Genomic DNA, 16284 nt, shown 5'->3' with positions numbered 1-16284 from the left:
CTACTGATCCGCTTCGGTTCGGGGTCCGCCAGTGGTGAAGCGGTAGCTTAGTTCCACCATGCCGGCGCCCAGGGTCCGCGATCCCAGCAGCTGGGCAGGTTCCGTCGCCGACCCCACGGGCAGCAGGCTCTTTCCCCTGCCGATGGCGACCGGCACGTATGTGACAATCAACTCGTCCAGCAGCCCGGCATCCAGGTATTGTGCGGCCAGGGAACCACCGCCGACCACCCAGACGTCCTTGTCTCCGGCGTCGGCAACGATGTTCGCGTGGAACAGCGAGATGTCTCCGCGGACAAAGGTAATGTCCGCGCCGGCGATGCCCGGCAGTTCGTGGTGCGTAAAGACCCAGGTAGGCATTTGACCGTATTCCCAGGCATCGCCACCGCCCTGGTCCAGAATGAACTTGTACGTCTGGGAGCCCATGACAATGGCGCCGATCCCGGCGATGAAGGACTTGTAGGTGTCTGCTACGCCTTCGGCGTCGTTAAACCGGAACAACCAATCCAGCTTGTCGTTTTCGTCGGCGATGTACCCGTCCAGCGAGCTTGCAACGTAGTAGAGCGTGCGTGCCATGGGCCCATGCTAGCCCGGTTCGTTAGTGAAAAGCAGGCACAATCAGATAGATGCCGTACAGCACGGCGGCAACGCACACCGCAAAACAGGCGTAGGCACCCAGCCGAACCGCGGGCTGCCGCGTTGGAGCGGCGTCCGTGGCTACCGCCAGCAGACGCACGCCCAGCCCGTAAAACCCGACCACGGTCATGGAAGCCACCAGCGTGGCGACGGCGACAATAACAAAAGCAAACCAGTCGATACTCATTGTCCTGCCTCCAGCCGGTCCTTCTTTTTCTTGCGTTTGCGCTTGATCTTGACTACTTCGCCTGCCTGGTCCACGTCGCTAATGGCGTTGTCATGGCCGACCTTGGACCGTCGGGAAACGACGTACATTCCGAGGATGATCAGGATTCCCGCGACTGTGTCGATGATGATGCCCGCCACGCCGAGGTGGGCCACCCAAGCAGCCAGTGCACCGACGCCGCCGGCGGCAGGAAGGGTCAGCAGCCAGCCGATACCGATCCGGCCCGCGGTGTTCCAGCGCACCTTCGCCCCTTTGCGTCCCAGCCCGGAACCTATCACCGAGCCGGAAGCCACCTGCGTGGTGGAGAGCGCAAAACCCAAGTGCGACGACGCCAGAATGGCGGACGCAGTGGAGGTCTCGGCGGCGAAACCCTGCGCTGGCTTCACCTCGGTCAGCCCCGAGCCCATGGTGCGGATGATCCGCCAGCCACCGGAGTACGTGCCCAAGGCGATGGCCAGGCCGCAGGCGGCAATCACCCAGAAAACCGGGCCGCTGCCGGCCGACTGGAAGCCGCCGGCGATCAGCACCAGGGTAATGACGCCCATGGTTTTCTGTGCATCGTTGGTGCCGTGCGCCAGCGCCACCAGCGACGACGAGAAGATCTGTCCATAGCGGAAGCCGCCGCGTTTGGGCGCAGCAGAACTTCCCTGCCGCCGGGTAATGGCGTACGCCAGCTTGGTGCCCAGGTAGGCCACGGTGCCGGCGATCAGCGGCGCGAGCACGGCCGGAAGCAGGAGTTTGGAGACAACGACGCCGTAGTCCACCGCGGCGAATCCGGCACCGACGATGGCGGCCCCGATCAGGCCGCCGAACAGGGCGTGCGAGGAGCTCGAGGGCAGCCCCAACAGCCACGTGATCATGTTCCACACAATGGCCCCGATCAGGCCGGCAAAGATCATGACGGGGCTGATCTGGATTCCGCCATCGCCTTCCCTGATCAGCCCGCCGGAGATGGTCTGCGCCACTTCGGTGGACAGGAAGGCGCCCACCAGGTTCAGGATGGCCGCCAGCAGGACCGCAGCCTTGGGTTTGATGGCACCGGTGGCAATGGGGGTTGCCATCGCATTCGCCGTGTCGTGGAAGCCGTTCGTAAAGTCGAAGAACAAGGCCAGTGCTATGACAAGCACGACCATTAAGGTGAGATCCACCTGGTGCCCAATCTGGTCAGCGGGAAAGTTCATCTGCCGTTCACCCGGGGGTCGTGATTGGTTCAGTTGCGGGTGCGGCGCTTACCGATTGTAGATGCCGCCGGGGCGGTGACAAACCCCGGTCCGGCTGGCGTAGGTCAGCGAAGCGGCGGATCCTTGGGCTTGTGGGGCGAACCCGCGGGCAGTACAACTGGTCCATGAGCGGCAATCTTGAGGCATGGATCACGGGCTATAGGCAGGCATGGGAATCGAATAAGCCGGACGATATCCGCGCACTGTTCACCGAAGACGCCGAGTACCGGACCGATCCGTGGGTAAAACCGTGGCGGGGACACGAGGAGATCGTGGCCGGGTGGCTGGAGAAGAAGGATGAGCCGGGCAACACGGCCTTCGAATGGTCCGAACTGGTCTCCACCCCGGACGTGTCGATCATCCAGGGCACCACGGTTTACAGGGACGGGCCGACCTACAGCAATCTGTGGGTGATCAAGCTAACGGCCGAGGGCAGGGCCCAAGCCTTCACCGAGTGGTGGATGGACCAGAGCAACCCTTCATAACAGCTGCTCCGGGTCCAGCACCGGCGCGCTCCAACGTCGGATGGCGAAGCCGAGCTGCGAGTCGAAGGTAGTTGTGCCCTGAGGTGCGGGCCGGTTCGATTCGGTCACCAGGGCTTCGAAGGACACCCGGTCCAGGTCAGTGCTGACAACGCCATGGCAGTGGTGGTCAATGAGCGGTACGCCGTCCATCAGGGCATGGCCGTCCGGCTCATCCCCCAGGTCAATAGACATCGGCGTATAACTTGCACTTTGCTGCCGGGTCCAGGCCGTCGAGCAGGCGGAGTTCATCCTCCCGGACGGCGTGGAATACCTTCAGGAAGTCTTCGGAAAACCATTTACGGACAACCTGGTCCGAGCCGAGATGCTGCAATGCTTCCGGCAGCGACGCCGGCAGCCGTGCGATACCTGCGGCCGTCAGCTGCTTGTCGCTGAACTCTTGCACCGGGCGGTCCAGGACGGCGGGTGCTTCCAGTCCTTGCCGGATTCCCTCCAATCCGGCCCGGATCAGCAGCCCCAAGACAAGCCAGGGGTTGCCGGTTGCGTCTCCGGCCCGGAACTCGAGGTTCAGTTGGAACGTCGGCGTCCGCCCACCCGTCTGGATGGTGGGGCACACCCGTATCATGGCTTCGCGGTTGTGGTTGCCCAGAAAAGCGTGCGTGGCAGACCAACGGTTGGGTGCCAGCCGCAGGTAGGAGACTTCACTGGCGGCGGTGAAGGCGACGATCGCCGGGGCATGGCGGATGATTCCGGCTGCGAAGGCCCCGGCGGCTGCCGATAGACCGCCTGGCCGGGTGATGTCATGCATCACGGGCCTACCGTCCAGGTCCCTCAGGCTGAAATGGACATGGACCCCATTTCCCACCCTGTCCGGATCCAGCAGCGGCGCAAAGCTGGCATGCTTGCCAACCGCGTGGAAAAGATTCCGAACGATGTCACGCAGCAGCACCGCACGGTCGGCGGCGGTCAGGGCATCGCTGGCCTTGACCGTGATCTTGTACTGGTGGGCGCCGTACTCCGCGAGCCAGTTCTCAGGCTGCAGCCCGGCAGCCGCGAGGATTCCCACCAGTTCGGTCCCCAACGGTTCGGCCCGGAGCATGGCCTGCAGGGACAGGGGCGGTTCCGGCGCGTCGTCGGCCACCAGCATGAATTCGTGCTCGAACGCGCCAAAAACGCTCAGTCCGGTTTCCTCCCTGAGGTCCCTGATGGCGCGTCGCAGGAAGGTGCGCGGGCAACAGGACCACTCGGAGCCGTCCAGGTGGGTGATATCAGCAAGAAGCACAGTGATGGGCGGTCTGCCCGGTATCCCGTCGAACCGTGTGAGCGAGCGCTCGTCTGGCATCAACCGCAGATCACCGGTGGCATCGAACGGACTGTCCCGGGCTATTTGCCCGAAGGCATGAACGCCCAGATTCGCCGGAACCCAGCCACAGCCTGTTTCCATATCCAGTTCCGGCAAGGGCATCGAACGGCCCCGGGTGGTCGCGCACAGATCGTTCGTTGCAATGAACGCCAGCTCGTTCGCAACCATCCCGAACGCCTCTAGCTCGTCTTCTTCGCCCGGCTCGGCTGTACCCGCGGCGGCTCACCCGGCATCTTCGGGTAATCGGGCGGGAACGGCATCTCACCGAGCCCTGCCGCCAGATCCCGTTCCCACCATTTCAGGAGCACGTCGATGGTGCCGGGACTGGCGTGCATGTCCGCCCACGGATCGCCGATGGTTCTGAGCCGGTCAGGCACCGTGGCGATAGTGAATTGCTTCGGGTCCGCCGTTTCCAGCTCGTCCCACTCAAGTGGACAGGAAACGGGGGCATGGGCCAAGGCCCGCGGACTGTAGGCACCGGCCATGGTCCGGTCCCGGTTGGCCTGGTTGAAGTCCACAAAGACCCGTTCTCCGCGTTCTTCCTTCCACCAGTTGGTGGTGATCTGCTGTGGCATGCGGCGTTCTAGCTCGCGGGCGGCCGCTATCACGGCGTGGCGGACGTCCAGGAATTCGCGGGTAGGTTCGATCGGCGCGAACACGTGCAGCCCACGGTTGCCTGACGTCTTGATGAAGGCGGTCAGTCCGGCTTCGGCGAGTACCGATCGAAGTTCCAGGGCCGCGGGAACGGCGTCGTCAAAGTCGGTCCCGGGTTGCGGGTCGAGGTCGATGCGCAGCTGGTCGGGATTGTCCGAGTTCCCGGCGCGCGAGGGCCAGGGGTGGAAGACGATCGTGTTCATCTGCACGGCCCAGACGGCGGCGGCTGGTTCATCGATGACCAGCTGGGGGTGCGATCTGGCGCTGGGGTAGACCACCTTCACGGACCGTACGAATTCGGGCGCACCCTTGGGCGGGTTCTTGGAAAAGAACATTTCGCCGTCGATCCCCTCCGGATACCGTTGGAGGGAGACGGGCCGGTCCCCGTTTGCGGCGACGAATGCCTCGCCCACGTCGGCGATGTAACGGGCGAGGTCCAGCTTCGTCAGGCCCAGTTCGGGCCATAACACTCTGCTGGGACTGGAAATGCGCATATCCCGCTCGCCGTGGGGTCCCTTAACGATGAGCGTCGTTGCTTCGCTGGCCATGGGAACAACATACCGACAACCACAGCGGCCGTCACCCACTTCCGGCGAGTGCATCTGCCGGCCTTGGTCCGTAAGCTCGTTCCATGGCCAGATACTTTGATGTTCATCCTGAGGACCCCCAGCCGCGCACCGTTGGGCAGATCGTCGACCTGGTGCAGTCGGGAGGGCTGATCGCATACCCCACGGATTCCTGTTATGCGCTGGGCGCGCAATTGGGCAACAAGCAGGCGCTGGAGCGGATCCGCACCATCCGCCAACTTGATGACAAGCATCACTTCACCCTGGTCTGCAAGGATTTTTCCCAGCTCGGTCAATTCGTCCTGATCGACAATGACGTCTTCCGCAGCATCAAGTCGGTCACACCGGGCAGCTATACCTTCATCCTGCCGGCGACAAAGGAAGTTCCGCGCCGGCTGCTGCATCCGAAGAAGAAGACCGTGGGAGTCCGCATTCCCAACAACAAAGTGGTCCATGCCATCCTGGCCGAGCTCAACGAACCGCTGCTCTCCAGCACGTTGCTGCTTCCCGGCCAGGAGGAGCCGCTGACGCAGGGGTGGGAGATCAAGGAACGCCTGGAACACGTGGTCGACGGTGTGGTCGACTCCGGGGACTGCGGTGCCGAGCCGACCACCGTGATCGACTTCTCGGGCGGCGGTGCCGAGGTTGTCCGTCGCGGCATGGGCGATCCCTCCCGGTTCGAGTAAGGGTCCTAGGCGCCCACAGCTGCCGGCGTCACATTGGAAGGCACCGGCTCGTGCCGCAGGTAGTCGCGCCGGAAGCTGCCGGTGCCTGCGGTCAGCGAGCGCAGTTGGATGGCGTACCGCAGTAATTCCTCGTCCGGCACTTCGGCGCTGATTTCAGTACGGTCGCCGCCCACCGACGTCGTTCCTGTCACCCGGCCGCGGCGGGAAGACAAGTCGCTGAGCACTGCGCCGACGTATTCGTCCGGCACCATGACGGTCACAGCGGACACCGGTTCCAGCAGCTGAATGCGTGCCGCCGCAGCAGCCTCCCGCAAGGCCAGCGCCCCGGCGGACTGGAAGGCGGCATCCGAGGAGTCGACGCTGTGCGCCTTGCCGCCCACCAGCGTCACGCGGATGTCCACAACCGGAAACCCCGCGGAAACGCCCTTGAGCAGCTGTGCCCTAAGTCCTTTCTCCACCGACCCGATGAACTGCCCGGGAATGGCGCCACCGACGACCCTGTCGACAAATTCGAACCCTGCTCCGCGTCCGAGGGGTTCGACTTCTATGTCGCAGATGGCGAACTGCCCGTGGCCGCCGGACTGCTTGACGTACCGCCCATGCCCCTTGGCAGGCTCGGCGAAGGTCTCCCGCAGCGGCGTGATGACGTTGACCGTCTGCAGCTGGACGCCCTGGTCGGCCAGCCTCCACAACACCACGTCCGCGTGGGCTTCACCCATACACCACAGCACCAGTTGGCCGGTCTCGGCGTTGCGCTCGACCCGCAGCGTCGGATCCCCCGATGCCACCTTCGCCAGGCTGCGGGCAAGGGCGTCTTCATCAGCGTGCGACGCGGCTTCGACCGCCACCGGCAGCAGCGGTTCCGGCATGGACCACGGTTCGATCAGCAACGGCGTGTCCTTGGCCGAGATCGTGTCGCTGGTTTCGGCATTGCCGACCTTGGTCAGCGCGCAGATATCCCCCGCCACGGCAAACGGCACGGCCTGCAATGCCGACCCGACCGGAGCGTGCAGATGCGTGACCCGCTCGTCGCTGTCATGGTCCTGGTGGCCTCGCTCGGCCAGACCGTGCCCGCTCACGTGGACAGCAGTGTCCTCGCGTAAAGTACCGGAGAATAAGCGCACCAGGCAGACCCGGCCCAGAAACGGATCAGTGCTGGTCCGCACCACCTCGCCCGCGAGCGGACCCGCAGGGTCGCAGTTCAGCGCCCGGGCCGGCTTCCCATAGAGGTTCATCACCGCCGGCAGCTCGCGTTCAACCGGCGAGGGGAAAGCCTGGACGAGCACCCGCAGCAGCTCGGCCGTGCCCACGCCCGTTTCAGCGGAAGCCGGAATGACCGGAAAGAAGGAACCACGGACCACGGCGGTCTCCAAATCCGCGACCAGGGTTTCCTCGGCGATCTGCTCACCACCGAGATAGCGGTCCATCAGCGTCTCGTCCTCGCTCTCGGCGATGATCCCCTCGATCAGCGCACCTCGGGCGGATTCCGCCGCGGCAAGTTCGTCCTCGGTCGCGGCACGTTGGACAGGCTGCAGCTCCCCGGCCGGGTATTCCGACACCATGCCCGAGAGCAGCCCGTGCAATCCCGTGAACGTTTCGCCAGCCCCCACCGGGAGGTAGAGCGGCATAACGGCATCGCCGAATGCCTGCTGGGCAGCTGCGAGCGCCCGGGAGTAATCGGCCCGGGGATGATCCAGCCGGCTGATCGCCACTGCCCGGGGCATAGCGGCTTCTTCGCACTCTTTCCACAGTGCGATGGTGGCAGCATCGATATCGTCCACGGCCGAAACCACGAACAGCACAGCATCCGCAGCGCGCAGCCCGGCCCGCAGCTCGCCGATGAAGTCCGCGTAGCCGGGCGTGTCGAGCAGGTTCACTTTGACGTCGCTGAAAACCACCGGAACCACGGACAGAGCCACCGACCGCTGCTGGTGGATCTCCGCGGGGTCCGAGTCGCTGACCGTCGTCCCGTCGGCAATGGAACCCATCCTGGCGATGGCACCGGTGGCAGCCAGCAATGCCTCGGCGAGCATCGTCTTCCCTGCCCCCGAATGCCCCACCAGTGCGACATTGCGGATCTCCTCCGGCCGCTCGGCGTGCATCGCAGTGGACCCGTCCGACCGCCGCAGCGCCGTCCCGGCGCGCCCGGGCCCCTTCCCCGGACCGTTTGTGCCTTTTACCGACATGACATCTCCCCTGCCCTCACCTAACCCCAGACACCTCTGCCCCATTGCCTGTGATTAGATTCGACACCCGCGGCAGCGGAAACGGCAAGGGTTGGGCGGCGCATCCAGCATGATGGATACATGGCCACCTCCGAAACCCCCGTCAGCATCCCCGTCGGCGAGACACCAGTCTCGGGCGTCTATGCCCGGCCCGAGAACCCGCTGGCCACAATGGTCGTTGCCCACGGGGCGGGCGCCGGCATGGAACATCCGTTCCTGCTGGGCTTCACCCGGGCATTGAATGACGACGGCGTAGCTACCTTGCGCTTCAACTTCCCCTACCGCGAGGCAGGCAGGAAGTTTCCGGACCGCCCGCCGGCCGCAATCGCCGCCTGGCGTGCCGCCATGGACTTTGCCGCCGCGGAATCGCACGGCGAGCCCGTGTGGGCCGCCGGCAAATCCTTCGGCGGGCGCATGGCCTCAATGGCCGTTGCCGAAGGTATGCCTGCAGCAGGACTGGTCTACCTTGGCTACCCGCTGCATCCGCCGGGTAGGCCGGAGAAGCTCCGCGACGAGCATCTCTACGGGCTGACCCTGCCAATGCTTTTCCTCCAAGGGACCCGCGATCCGTTCGCCACACCTGAACTCCTTGAAACCGTTGTTTCCCGCATCGGCGCGACTGCTGCGCTTCAGTGGCTGGAGGGCGGCGGCCATTCCTTCGAGGTCGCGGGCTTGAAGCGCAGCGCCGACCAGATCGGCGCTTCCCTGGCGGAACCTGCCGCGGCGTTCCTGGCCGCTCACCATTAGGCCGCGAGCAAAGGACTCTTGTCAGCCCATGAACGGGACCAGCAGGGCGGTCACGAACAGGACCAACGCCCCGCCGACCCGGTTGGTCAGCGCCGCGAACGGCATGAGGTGCATGCGGTTGGCCGCGGAGAGCACGGACACGTCGCCGGATCCGCCGGTGTCCGCCATCACCAGGCCGGGCGTGATCGCCGCCTCGACGAAGTGGAATTTCACCAGCCAGCCGAGGAAGCCGGAGGAGAGTGTGGCGACGATGACCGTGGCGATGGTCAGCACGATGAACACCGGATTATTCATTGAGGAGAGGACCTCGTCGATCTTGATGTAGGTGATGGAGACGCCCACCAGCAGAGCGGGCACCAGCACGGAGGCGATCATCTCGCCCCAGTCGGACGTGGAGTCCTCCAGGTCCTTGGTCAGCAGGCCGAAAATTTAAGGGCTGCAGCGGTGATGATGGTTCAGGCGTACGGGTGCAGGAACTCCAAGTGCGCGCCGAGCAGCTCGCCGAGCACGAAGAGGACCGAGGCGATGGCCAGCCCCTTGCCCAGAGCGATGAAGGAGGAGGCGTCACGCTTCTTCGGGGTCCTGAGATCGCCCGCGGTGCCCTTGATGCGCATCAGCTCGCCGTGGCCATTGAACCCCACGAATAACTGCTTGAGGCGTTTCCCAAGCCCGTTGTAAATGCCCGCGATAAGAATGCAGACAACATTGGCCAGGACCACGGCGGACATCAGGTCGCCGCGGAAGATGCCCGGAACTCGCGGATGACGTTCCAGCGGGACGAAGGCACCGGGCGGGCGGTAGACGGCAGGCTCGATCCGCGTAGCGCCATGGCCGCCCTGGACACCATCCTGCCGGCGAACCGCCAGATCGTCTCCGACGGCGGTCACTTCATCGGCTGGGCCCCGCACGGTCATCGCGCCCTTCATCCTCAAGATCATCGAGAAGTAGCTCCCACGCCCGTGCCCTTTAGCTCGGCCGGCTCCAGATCCGCCGCCACCAGGGACGCTTGATTTCCGGTTCCGGCGTGACGGGGGCAGCGGCCGCACGGGCTGCCTTGCGTTCGCGCCAACGGGCTACTTCGCCGTCGACATCCCTGGTCTTGGTAATGACAGGCGGTCCCCCGAGCAGCTGGCGCCGGGCTTCGATCACGCGGGTATTGAAGTCCTCAACGATCTCGCGGACCTGTTTCTCTGTGTACTGCTTGTCCAGCACCTGGTCCAGCTCGGCGTCCTCGGTGCGCAGCATGATGGCTGCCGGTCCCAGCCCGGTGATGTTTTCGCGCTGGATCAGGCCCTTGATCCACCAGTCCGGGTCGTAGCGCTCCCCCAGCCCCGGGATCGGTTTTCCCGCGTACTCCAGATTGTCGAATTCACCGCGCGCCATCGCGTCGCGGATGAGGTAGTCGGCCTTGGCCGCATTGCTGATCTTGTTGCGTTGGCGGCGGCCTTCCTCGTCCCCGTCCTCATCCACGTCGCGGGCCTGGCCACCGGAGTTGCGTGCGGCGCGCAGCTCGGCCGCGCGCGCCAGCCTGCGCTCATGCTCGCCGGAGGTCATTCCGCCCATTATCTGCCACCGCCTTGGGTGCCTGCGCCGCGCCGATTTTCTATGCCTCTATCGTCCCAGCACCTTGCGGCACCGGCAACGGACGGCCTGATATGCCTCTTTATATCGAGGGTTGCCGAGGTATAGGGGCGGGCGGTTTTGGGCGGAGGCGCTCGGCTGGGACGTTTCCAGCTAAGGACACGGTGTGCAAAGCGTCAGGCTTTCCTCGTGACCCGTGCCGTCGCGGGCGCAGTCCAGGGATCCTCCGGCCAGGGGTGCTTCGGATAGCGGCCGCGCATTTCCGCCCGTACCTGCGCGTAGGGCCCGGACCAGAATGAGGCAAGGTCGTCCGTTACCGCCAATGGTCGTCTTGCGGGCGAGAGCAAGTGGAACAACACGGGCACCCGCTCACCCACCAGCCGGGGCGTCCGCGCCCACCCGAAACACTCCTGCAGCTTGACCGCCACCACCGGCCGGCCCTCGCCGTCCCCTGGCTCGGGGTAGGCGATCCGCACCCGCGAACCGCTTGGTACTTCCAGCGACTCGGGTGCCAGTTCGCCGAGCCGTGCCGCCTCCGGCCAGGGCAGCAGCCGCCGCAACGGGTCCGTCAGATTGACCGCATTCGCCGGGGTACCACCGGCCAGGGCCTCGATCTCCGGCGCCAACCACTCATCCAGCCGAGCAATAAGCGCCTCGTCGGAAACGTCCGGCCAGAGTTCGCCCAGTTCGCGGTGCAGCAAAGCGAGCCGGCGGCGCAGGGCGTCCGCCGTCGTCGACCAACCGATAATCGACAGTCCGTCCTGCTCCAGTGCCCGCACGACAGCCGCACGCCCCTCGGCCAACGGGGGCCGGATCGGAGTCGAGGACAGCACAATGGAGCCTAGCCTGCGTTGCCGCCGGGCCGTCACCCTGCCGTTTGCGAAGGAGGCTTCCACTGTGTCGGCCAGCAAGTGCCGGGCTGCCGCCTCTGCGGTCTCCGCCGCCAGCGGTGCGGCTGAACGGATCACGGCGCCGGTTCCGGCCGCAGCACGCCCCTGCGCCCGGGATACCTCCGCAACGGCCAGCCATTCGTGTCCGGCCAGCGGGCTGCCGGCGGGCAGGCCGGCCCGGGTACCGGAGGCCAGCAGATACTGTTCCGGTCCGCTGCCCGGAACGCGGCGGGCCACGCGGTCGGGGAACGCCAGTGCGACGACGAACCCCACGGCGTCGCCCTCCGGCACCGGCTCCGAGGGTTCCCCGGGAAGTACGACGCCGGAACTCTCCTCGCGCACGATTCCCTCCAACCGCCGCGACTCCTCTGCCCAGCGCGTGGCTGCGGGTTCCTGTCCCGAACGCAGCGCGGACAGCAGCCGGGTCAGGTCCGCGCCCGGCGCTCGCAGATCGCCGGTGACCAAAGCGACAATCTCCGCCGCGGTAGTCCGTTTCCCCGCGGAGCGGCCCAGCACAGCGGAGCCATCCAGCAGGGCGCGCCCCAACCGCGGATCTGCCGGAATCCGGGCGAGAGTCCTGCCCAGCTCCGTGGCATGCCCGGAGGGCTCCACTGCGCCAAGATCGCGCAGCACTTCGACGGCCTCATCCATCGCATTCCGGGGAGGATCGTCCGGCAGGGCGAGCCCCTGGCCGCCGGGGGCGCCCCAGCAGGCCAGGACCAGCGCCGCACCGGTCAGGTCCGCGGCCATGATCTCGGGCGTCCGGTGCGCCGGCGCAGCCCCGAAAGTCTTCTGGTCGTAACAACGCACCACCGTTCCGGTGCCCTGCCGGGCGGCGCGACCGGCGCGCTGCTCCGCGGACGCGCGGGAGCAGGACACGGTGACCAGCCCGGACATGCCACGGGCGGCATCCCGCCGGGGTTCGCGCGACAGACCCGCGTCGACCACCAGCCGGACGCCCGGAACCGTCAGCGAGGATTCGGCGAGCGCCGTGGACACGATGATCCGTGGCGGTCCGCCCGGCTCCCGGCCGGAGACTGCCCGGTCCTGGGCCGCCGGACCGGCCTGCCCGTGCAGCTCCAATACCTCGGTCCCCGCTCCCCGATCGCGCAGCCGGTTCCGGATGCGCGTGGCGACATGGGAAACCTCCCAGGCGCCGGGCACGAAGACCAAGGCATCAATCCCCGGATCGGCTGCGAGCGCTTCGTGGTGCGACGCCGCCGCCGTATCCGCGACGTGGTCCAGGAAGGCGCGGGTGACGCCGCGTCCGTCCAGCCGCGCCACCGCTGCCGGCGCCCAGACTGTTTCCAAGGGATGGAGTGCGGAAGGACAGTCGACAACGGTAGCCGGCCCCGCGCCGTCGTACTTGCCGATCAAAGCGGCGAACCGTGGGGCGTCGAGGGTGGCGGACATGGCCACGAACGTCAGGTCGCCGCGCAGTTCGCGGACTTCGGCGAGCATGCCCAGCAGCAGGTCTGTCTCGAGCCCGCGTTCATGGACCTCGTCCAGGATCACCGCGTCCGTGCCTTCCAGCCCCGGATCCGCGAGCAGGCGGCGCAGCAGGATGCCCGGGGTGACGAACTCGACCAGGGTTCCAGGGCCGGTGCGGCGTTCACCCCGGACCGTGTACCCGACGCGGTCGCCGAGCCGGCTGCCGTCCAGTGCGGCGAGACGACGGGCAGCCGCGCGTGCGGCAACGCGGCGCGGCTGGGTGACCACGACTCGGGGAAGGCTTCCCTTGTCCCGGGCTCCGTGTCCTGCCCTGTTCCAAACCAGGTTCGCCAGCAGTGGCGGCACCAACGTGGTCTTGCCTGTACCGGGAGGAGCCTGCACCACGGCGGAACCGGCCGGGCCTTCCGCCCTAATCGCCTCGGTTAGCTCCCCCAGCGACTCCGCAAAGACCAGACCGGCGCCGATGGCTGCCAGGTCGAAGGAGCCGGGGCCGTTTGCAGGGCCGGAGGAGGGGTAGTACGCAGAAGTCACGCCTCCATTGTGCCTTGGTCCTGTTGCAGGGGTCCCGCTCTTCCGTTACCCGGAGCAAAGGAGCATCATGAGTGGCACAACCGCTGCCGAAGACCGTTACGACGACGATTAAGGACGGAACCTTGAATACAACGCCTCCCTCCGATCCCGGGCGGTCGGGCCACCTGCACCATCGGCACATCCACATTCCCGGAGAAACCGATGATGCAGCGCCGTTGGCCCCCATCCAGACGGACCCCAAAAAAGCGCGCAGAGCACTCTGGGGCTCTTACGTCGGGACCTCCCTGGAGTGGTATGACTTCTTCCTGTTCGGTACCACCGCCGCAATTGTCTTCGCCCCGTTGTTCTTCGGCGGCGACGACCCGGCGCTGCGGACCATCCAGGCCTTCCTGACCTTCGGCGTAGGCTTTATCGGCCGACCCCTCGGCGCCCTGGTCTTCGGCCATTTCGGCGACCGGCTGGGCCGCAAGGGCATCCTCGTCATAACGATCGTGGTCATGGGTGTGGCGTCCGCCCTCATCGGCGTGCTGCCGACCTTCGAGACGGCGGGCATCGTGGCCCCGATCCTGCTGGCCGCGCTGCGTTTTGTCCAGGGACTGGCAACGGGCGGGGAATGGGGCGGGGCCACCCTGATGGCCGTCGAGTCTGCGCCGCCGGAGAAGCGCGGTTTCTACGGCGCCGTGGTCCAGCTCGGCTCGCCCACCGGCACACTGCTGTCCAGCCTGATCGTGGCCGGCGTCGTGGCCTGGACCGGGGACCAGTTCCTCGAGTGGGGCTGGCGGATCCCCTATCTGATTTCGATCGTGCTTGTGGCGGTCGGTGTATGGCTGCGCCTGGCCGTGGACGAAACGCCCGATTACCGTGCCGCCGCCGACGCCGCACCGGCGGTGCACAAGACCATCCCGGTGGTGGAGATCTTCCGGCACATTCCCGGCCGTCTGGTTGTGGGCATCTGCACCTATCTGTTCGGCAACGCCGGCTTCTTCCTGCTCACCACGTTCATGATCAGCTATGTCAGCAGAGTTCTGGAGCTGGATCCCACGGTCATCCTTACGGCCATCTCCTGGGGCGCCGTCGCCCAGATCATTTCGATGACGATCGCCGGCAAGGTGGCAGACCGGATCACTCCGGCCAAAATGGTGGTGATCGGCTACGTGATCGCCGTCGTCGTTGCCTTCCCGATCTTCTGGCTGGTGGACACGCGCAGTTCCTTGGCGATCACGGTGGCCATGATCCTGGGGCTGGGGTTCGCCTCCATTCCGTATGCACCCGTGGGAACAACGCTGACCCAGCTCTTCCCGATCCGGCTGCGCTATTCCGCCATCGCCTTGTCCGCGAACATCTCCGGCATCATCGCCGGATTCATGCCGGCGCTCGCGGCCTGGATCCTCACCATGACGGGCGGAAGCTCGCTGGGTCCGGCCATCCTGCTGTTCGCCATCGCGCTGACCTCGCTGATCGGCTCCATCATCGCGCGGCGGATAATCGTCGCCGACCACCACGCCGGCCTGCAGGGCGGTGAGCCTCTCCCCACCCACTGACCGGGGAATTACGACGACGGCGTCTCGCCCCTCGGCGCAATGCCGGATTTCCTTCAGACTACCGTCGGCGCGAATTGGCTGGCGGTGAACTCCGCGCCCTGCGGATCGCGGATCAATGCGCTGCGGGTCCATTCGTTGTCGTCTTGCCCGAGGACCTGGGCACCAAGACGCTCGGCGTCACGCACGGTCTGGTCGCGATCGGCCACGGTGAACGTGACATGCCAATGCGGCACCTCGCCAGGGCTAACCGGAGCGAGCCAGCCAACTGCATCCTCGAACCCTACCGGGGTGGCTATCTCCGACTGCCGGGCTCTGATGCCAGGGTCGATGGTCGCTTCCAGATGGTCGCCGTAGCCGGGCCGGCGGATCATCCTGCCGAAGCCGATGTCCTCTATTTGCCAGCCGAACGCCGGGCCGTAGAAGGCTATGGCGGCGTCGACATTGGCCGTATGAAGGTCACTGAAATTCCATGCACCCGGTTGATTGACCAGCTGAGCGCCCGGCCGCCGCCTGGCTTCCCAAAGACGGAACTCGACGCCCTCCGGATCGACCAGCGCCACCCCGCGGCCGCCCTCACCCGCATCGGCGGGCGCAGATCGGATGACGGCGCCGGCGGCAACCAGACGCTTTGCCGCGGCGTCCGCGCTGTTAACGGCCACGTAAGTGTTCCACACAGCGGCGCCGCTACGGGGACCGGCGATGGCGCCGACATCCTGTCCGTCGAGTTTGGCAATCACAGAGCGGTCCGGCGCTCCTGAAGGCATCACATCTTCAAACGTCCAGCCGAAAATGCTGCCGTAGAAATCAATAGCCGCCGGGACGTCGGGCTGCTCCGTGTCGATCCAGCACGGTACGCCCGGCGGATACGTGCGTTTGGTCATGACTGGCTCCAATCCACCCGCACAGCCTAGCCATTCAGGGTGCGGCTGGGAACTCCCCGACAGCGGGGGAACTCAAATCTTGTGCAAGGCTGGTTACATGGATCTGGAGGTATCGCGCGCACTCACGATTCCGTCGTCGGAACTGAGCTGGCGGTTCTCGCGTTCCTCCGGGCCAGGGGGTCAACACGTCAACACTTCGGACAGCCGCGTCGAGCTGTCGTGGAACGTCGTCAACTCGGCAGCACTTTCAGATGTGCAACGGCTGATGCTGGTCACGCGTCTCGGTACACGTCTCATCGCCGGAGTGATCACGGTGACCGCCTCGGAGCGGCGCTCCCAGCTGCGCAATCGTGAGATTGCGTTGGCCAAGCTCGCCGACCTGGTGGCAGAAGGTCTTGCTCCCGAAGCTGCTCGCCGCCGGGCAACCAAACCCACCCGGGCATCGAACCGCCGGCGCCTCGCAGCAAAGCAACAGCGTGGGGCGACGAAACAGCAACGAAAGCGACCGTCCGCCGAGTAGCGCCGTCCGGTCGACATCACCAGGCAGGGCCTGCACATTTTTCGGTTCGATTTCGGTTGCCCCGCAGCTGCTGTGGCTGGGACAGC

The 16284-nt window shown here is 66.0% G+C and carries 17 protein-coding genes; 5 read left to right on the top strand and 12 right to left on the bottom strand.

What is annotated here, in order from left to right; all coding sequences use genetic code 11:
• The 3 genes from J5251_RS14250 to J5251_RS14240 are packed head-to-tail and all read right to left on the bottom strand — an operon-like array spanning position 1 to position 2007.
• The gene (locus tag J5251_RS14250; RefSeq protein WP_208574319.1) at positions 1–573 is read right to left on the bottom strand and encodes a dihydrofolate reductase family protein; all 573 of its coding nucleotides are present in this window, start codon (positions 571–573) and stop codon (positions 1–3) included.
• Positions 574–595: 22 nt separating this feature from the next.
• The gene (locus J5251_RS14245; RefSeq protein ID WP_208574318.1) at positions 596–820 is read right to left on the bottom strand and encodes a hypothetical protein; all 225 of its coding nucleotides are present in this window, start codon (positions 818–820) and stop codon (positions 596–598) included.
• On the bottom strand, positions 817–2007 hold the full coding sequence (locus tag J5251_RS14240; protein ID WP_279633627.1) for an inorganic phosphate transporter: 1191 nt from the start codon (positions 2005–2007) through the stop codon (positions 817–819). The genes J5251_RS14245 and J5251_RS14240 overlap by 4 nt, the downstream gene beginning before the upstream one ends.
• A 197-nt stretch (positions 2008–2204) precedes the next feature.
• On the opposite strand from J5251_RS14240, the gene J5251_RS14235 reads away from it, so the two are divergent.
• Positions 2205–2564 carry a nuclear transport factor 2 family protein gene (locus tag J5251_RS14235; protein WP_208574316.1) on the top strand — a complete coding sequence of 120 codons (360 nt, stop codon included), beginning with the start codon at positions 2205–2207 and terminating at the stop codon, positions 2562–2564.
• Here J5251_RS14235 and J5251_RS14230 read toward each other — a convergent pair.
• From J5251_RS14230 to ligD, 3 genes are read right to left on the bottom strand one after another with little or no spacing between them, the layout of a single operon-like run.
• Positions 2559–2795, bottom strand: a complete 237-nt coding sequence (locus tag J5251_RS14230) for a hypothetical protein (RefSeq protein WP_208574315.1) — start codon at positions 2793–2795, stop codon at positions 2559–2561. The two genes, J5251_RS14235 and J5251_RS14230, sit on opposite strands and share 6 nt — an antisense overlap.
• A complete protein-coding gene (locus J5251_RS14225; RefSeq protein ID WP_208574314.1) occupies positions 2785–4092 on the bottom strand; it encodes a glutamine synthetase family protein in 1308 nt (435 codons plus the stop codon). The genes J5251_RS14230 and J5251_RS14225 overlap by 11 nt, the downstream gene beginning before the upstream one ends.
• Positions 4093–4103: 11 nt before the next feature.
• Positions 4104–5126, bottom strand: a complete 1023-nt coding sequence (gene ligD / locus J5251_RS14220) for a non-homologous end-joining DNA ligase (RefSeq protein ID WP_208574313.1) — start codon at positions 5124–5126, stop codon at positions 4104–4106.
• Positions 5127–5209: 83 nt separating this feature from the next.
• On the opposite strand from ligD, the gene J5251_RS14215 reads away from it, so the two are divergent.
• The gene (locus J5251_RS14215; RefSeq protein WP_139003643.1) at positions 5210–5830 is read left to right on the top strand and encodes an L-threonylcarbamoyladenylate synthase; all 621 of its coding nucleotides are present in this window, start codon (positions 5210–5212) and stop codon (positions 5828–5830) included.
• A gap of 5 nt (positions 5831–5835) precedes the next feature.
• Here the strand turns inward: J5251_RS14215 and J5251_RS14210 are convergent, their stop codons facing one another.
• Complete coding sequence (locus J5251_RS14210) at positions 5836–8016, bottom strand: elongation factor G-like protein EF-G2 (RefSeq protein ID WP_208574311.1); 2181 nt, start codon at positions 8014–8016, stop codon at positions 5836–5838.
• A gap of 120 nt (positions 8017–8136) precedes the next feature.
• Between J5251_RS14210 and J5251_RS14205 the strand changes: the two genes are divergently transcribed.
• Complete coding sequence (locus tag J5251_RS14205) at positions 8137–8802, top strand: alpha/beta hydrolase family protein (protein ID WP_208574303.1); 666 nt, start codon at positions 8137–8139, stop codon at positions 8800–8802.
• A 21-nt stretch (positions 8803–8823) separates the two neighbouring features.
• Here the strand turns inward: J5251_RS14205 and J5251_RS20530 are convergent, their stop codons facing one another.
• From J5251_RS20530 to hrpB, 4 genes are all read right to left on the bottom strand, one after another.
• The gene (locus J5251_RS20530; RefSeq protein ID WP_279633597.1) at positions 8824–9177 is read right to left on the bottom strand and encodes a 2-hydroxycarboxylate transporter family protein; all 354 of its coding nucleotides are present in this window, start codon (positions 9175–9177) and stop codon (positions 8824–8826) included.
• 80 nt (positions 9178–9257) lie between these two features.
• The gene (locus J5251_RS20695; protein WP_432264403.1) at positions 9258–9740 is read right to left on the bottom strand and encodes a 2-hydroxycarboxylate transporter family protein; all 483 of its coding nucleotides are present in this window, start codon (positions 9738–9740) and stop codon (positions 9258–9260) included.
• A gap of 28 nt (positions 9741–9768) precedes the next feature.
• The gene (locus J5251_RS14195; protein WP_208574301.1) at positions 9769–10365 is read right to left on the bottom strand and encodes a DUF1992 domain-containing protein; all 597 of its coding nucleotides are present in this window, start codon (positions 10363–10365) and stop codon (positions 9769–9771) included.
• Between the two features lie 194 nt (positions 10366–10559).
• The gene (gene hrpB, locus J5251_RS14190) at positions 10560–13256 is read right to left on the bottom strand and encodes an ATP-dependent helicase HrpB (RefSeq protein ID WP_208574299.1); all 2697 of its coding nucleotides are present in this window, start codon (positions 13254–13256) and stop codon (positions 10560–10562) included.
• Positions 13257–13327: 71 nt separating this feature from the next.
• Between hrpB and J5251_RS14185 the strand changes: the two genes are divergently transcribed.
• The gene (locus J5251_RS14185) at positions 13328–14797 is read left to right on the top strand and encodes an MFS transporter (RefSeq protein WP_244250676.1); all 1470 of its coding nucleotides are present in this window, start codon (positions 13328–13330) and stop codon (positions 14795–14797) included.
• Between the two features lie 53 nt (positions 14798–14850).
• Here the strand turns inward: J5251_RS14185 and J5251_RS14180 are convergent, their stop codons facing one another.
• On the bottom strand, positions 14851–15678 hold the full coding sequence (locus tag J5251_RS14180) for a VOC family protein (protein ID WP_208574297.1): 828 nt from the start codon (positions 15676–15678) through the stop codon (positions 14851–14853).
• Between the two features lie 97 nt (positions 15679–15775).
• On the opposite strand from J5251_RS14180, the gene arfB reads away from it, so the two are divergent.
• Positions 15776–16198 carry an alternative ribosome rescue aminoacyl-tRNA hydrolase ArfB gene (gene arfB / locus J5251_RS14175; protein ID WP_208574295.1) on the top strand — a complete coding sequence of 141 codons (423 nt, stop codon included), beginning with the start codon at positions 15776–15778 and terminating at the stop codon, positions 16196–16198.
• The last annotated feature ends 86 nt before the right edge of the window (positions 16199–16284 follow it).

This window comes from Arthrobacter crystallopoietes, assembly GCF_017603825.1.
GTDB classification, from domain to species: domain Bacteria; phylum Actinomycetota; class Actinomycetes; order Actinomycetales; family Micrococcaceae; genus Crystallibacter; species Crystallibacter crystallopoietes_B.
Note: the sequence above shows the minus strand (reverse complement) of the source record. Positions and strands in the feature narration are given on the sequence as shown.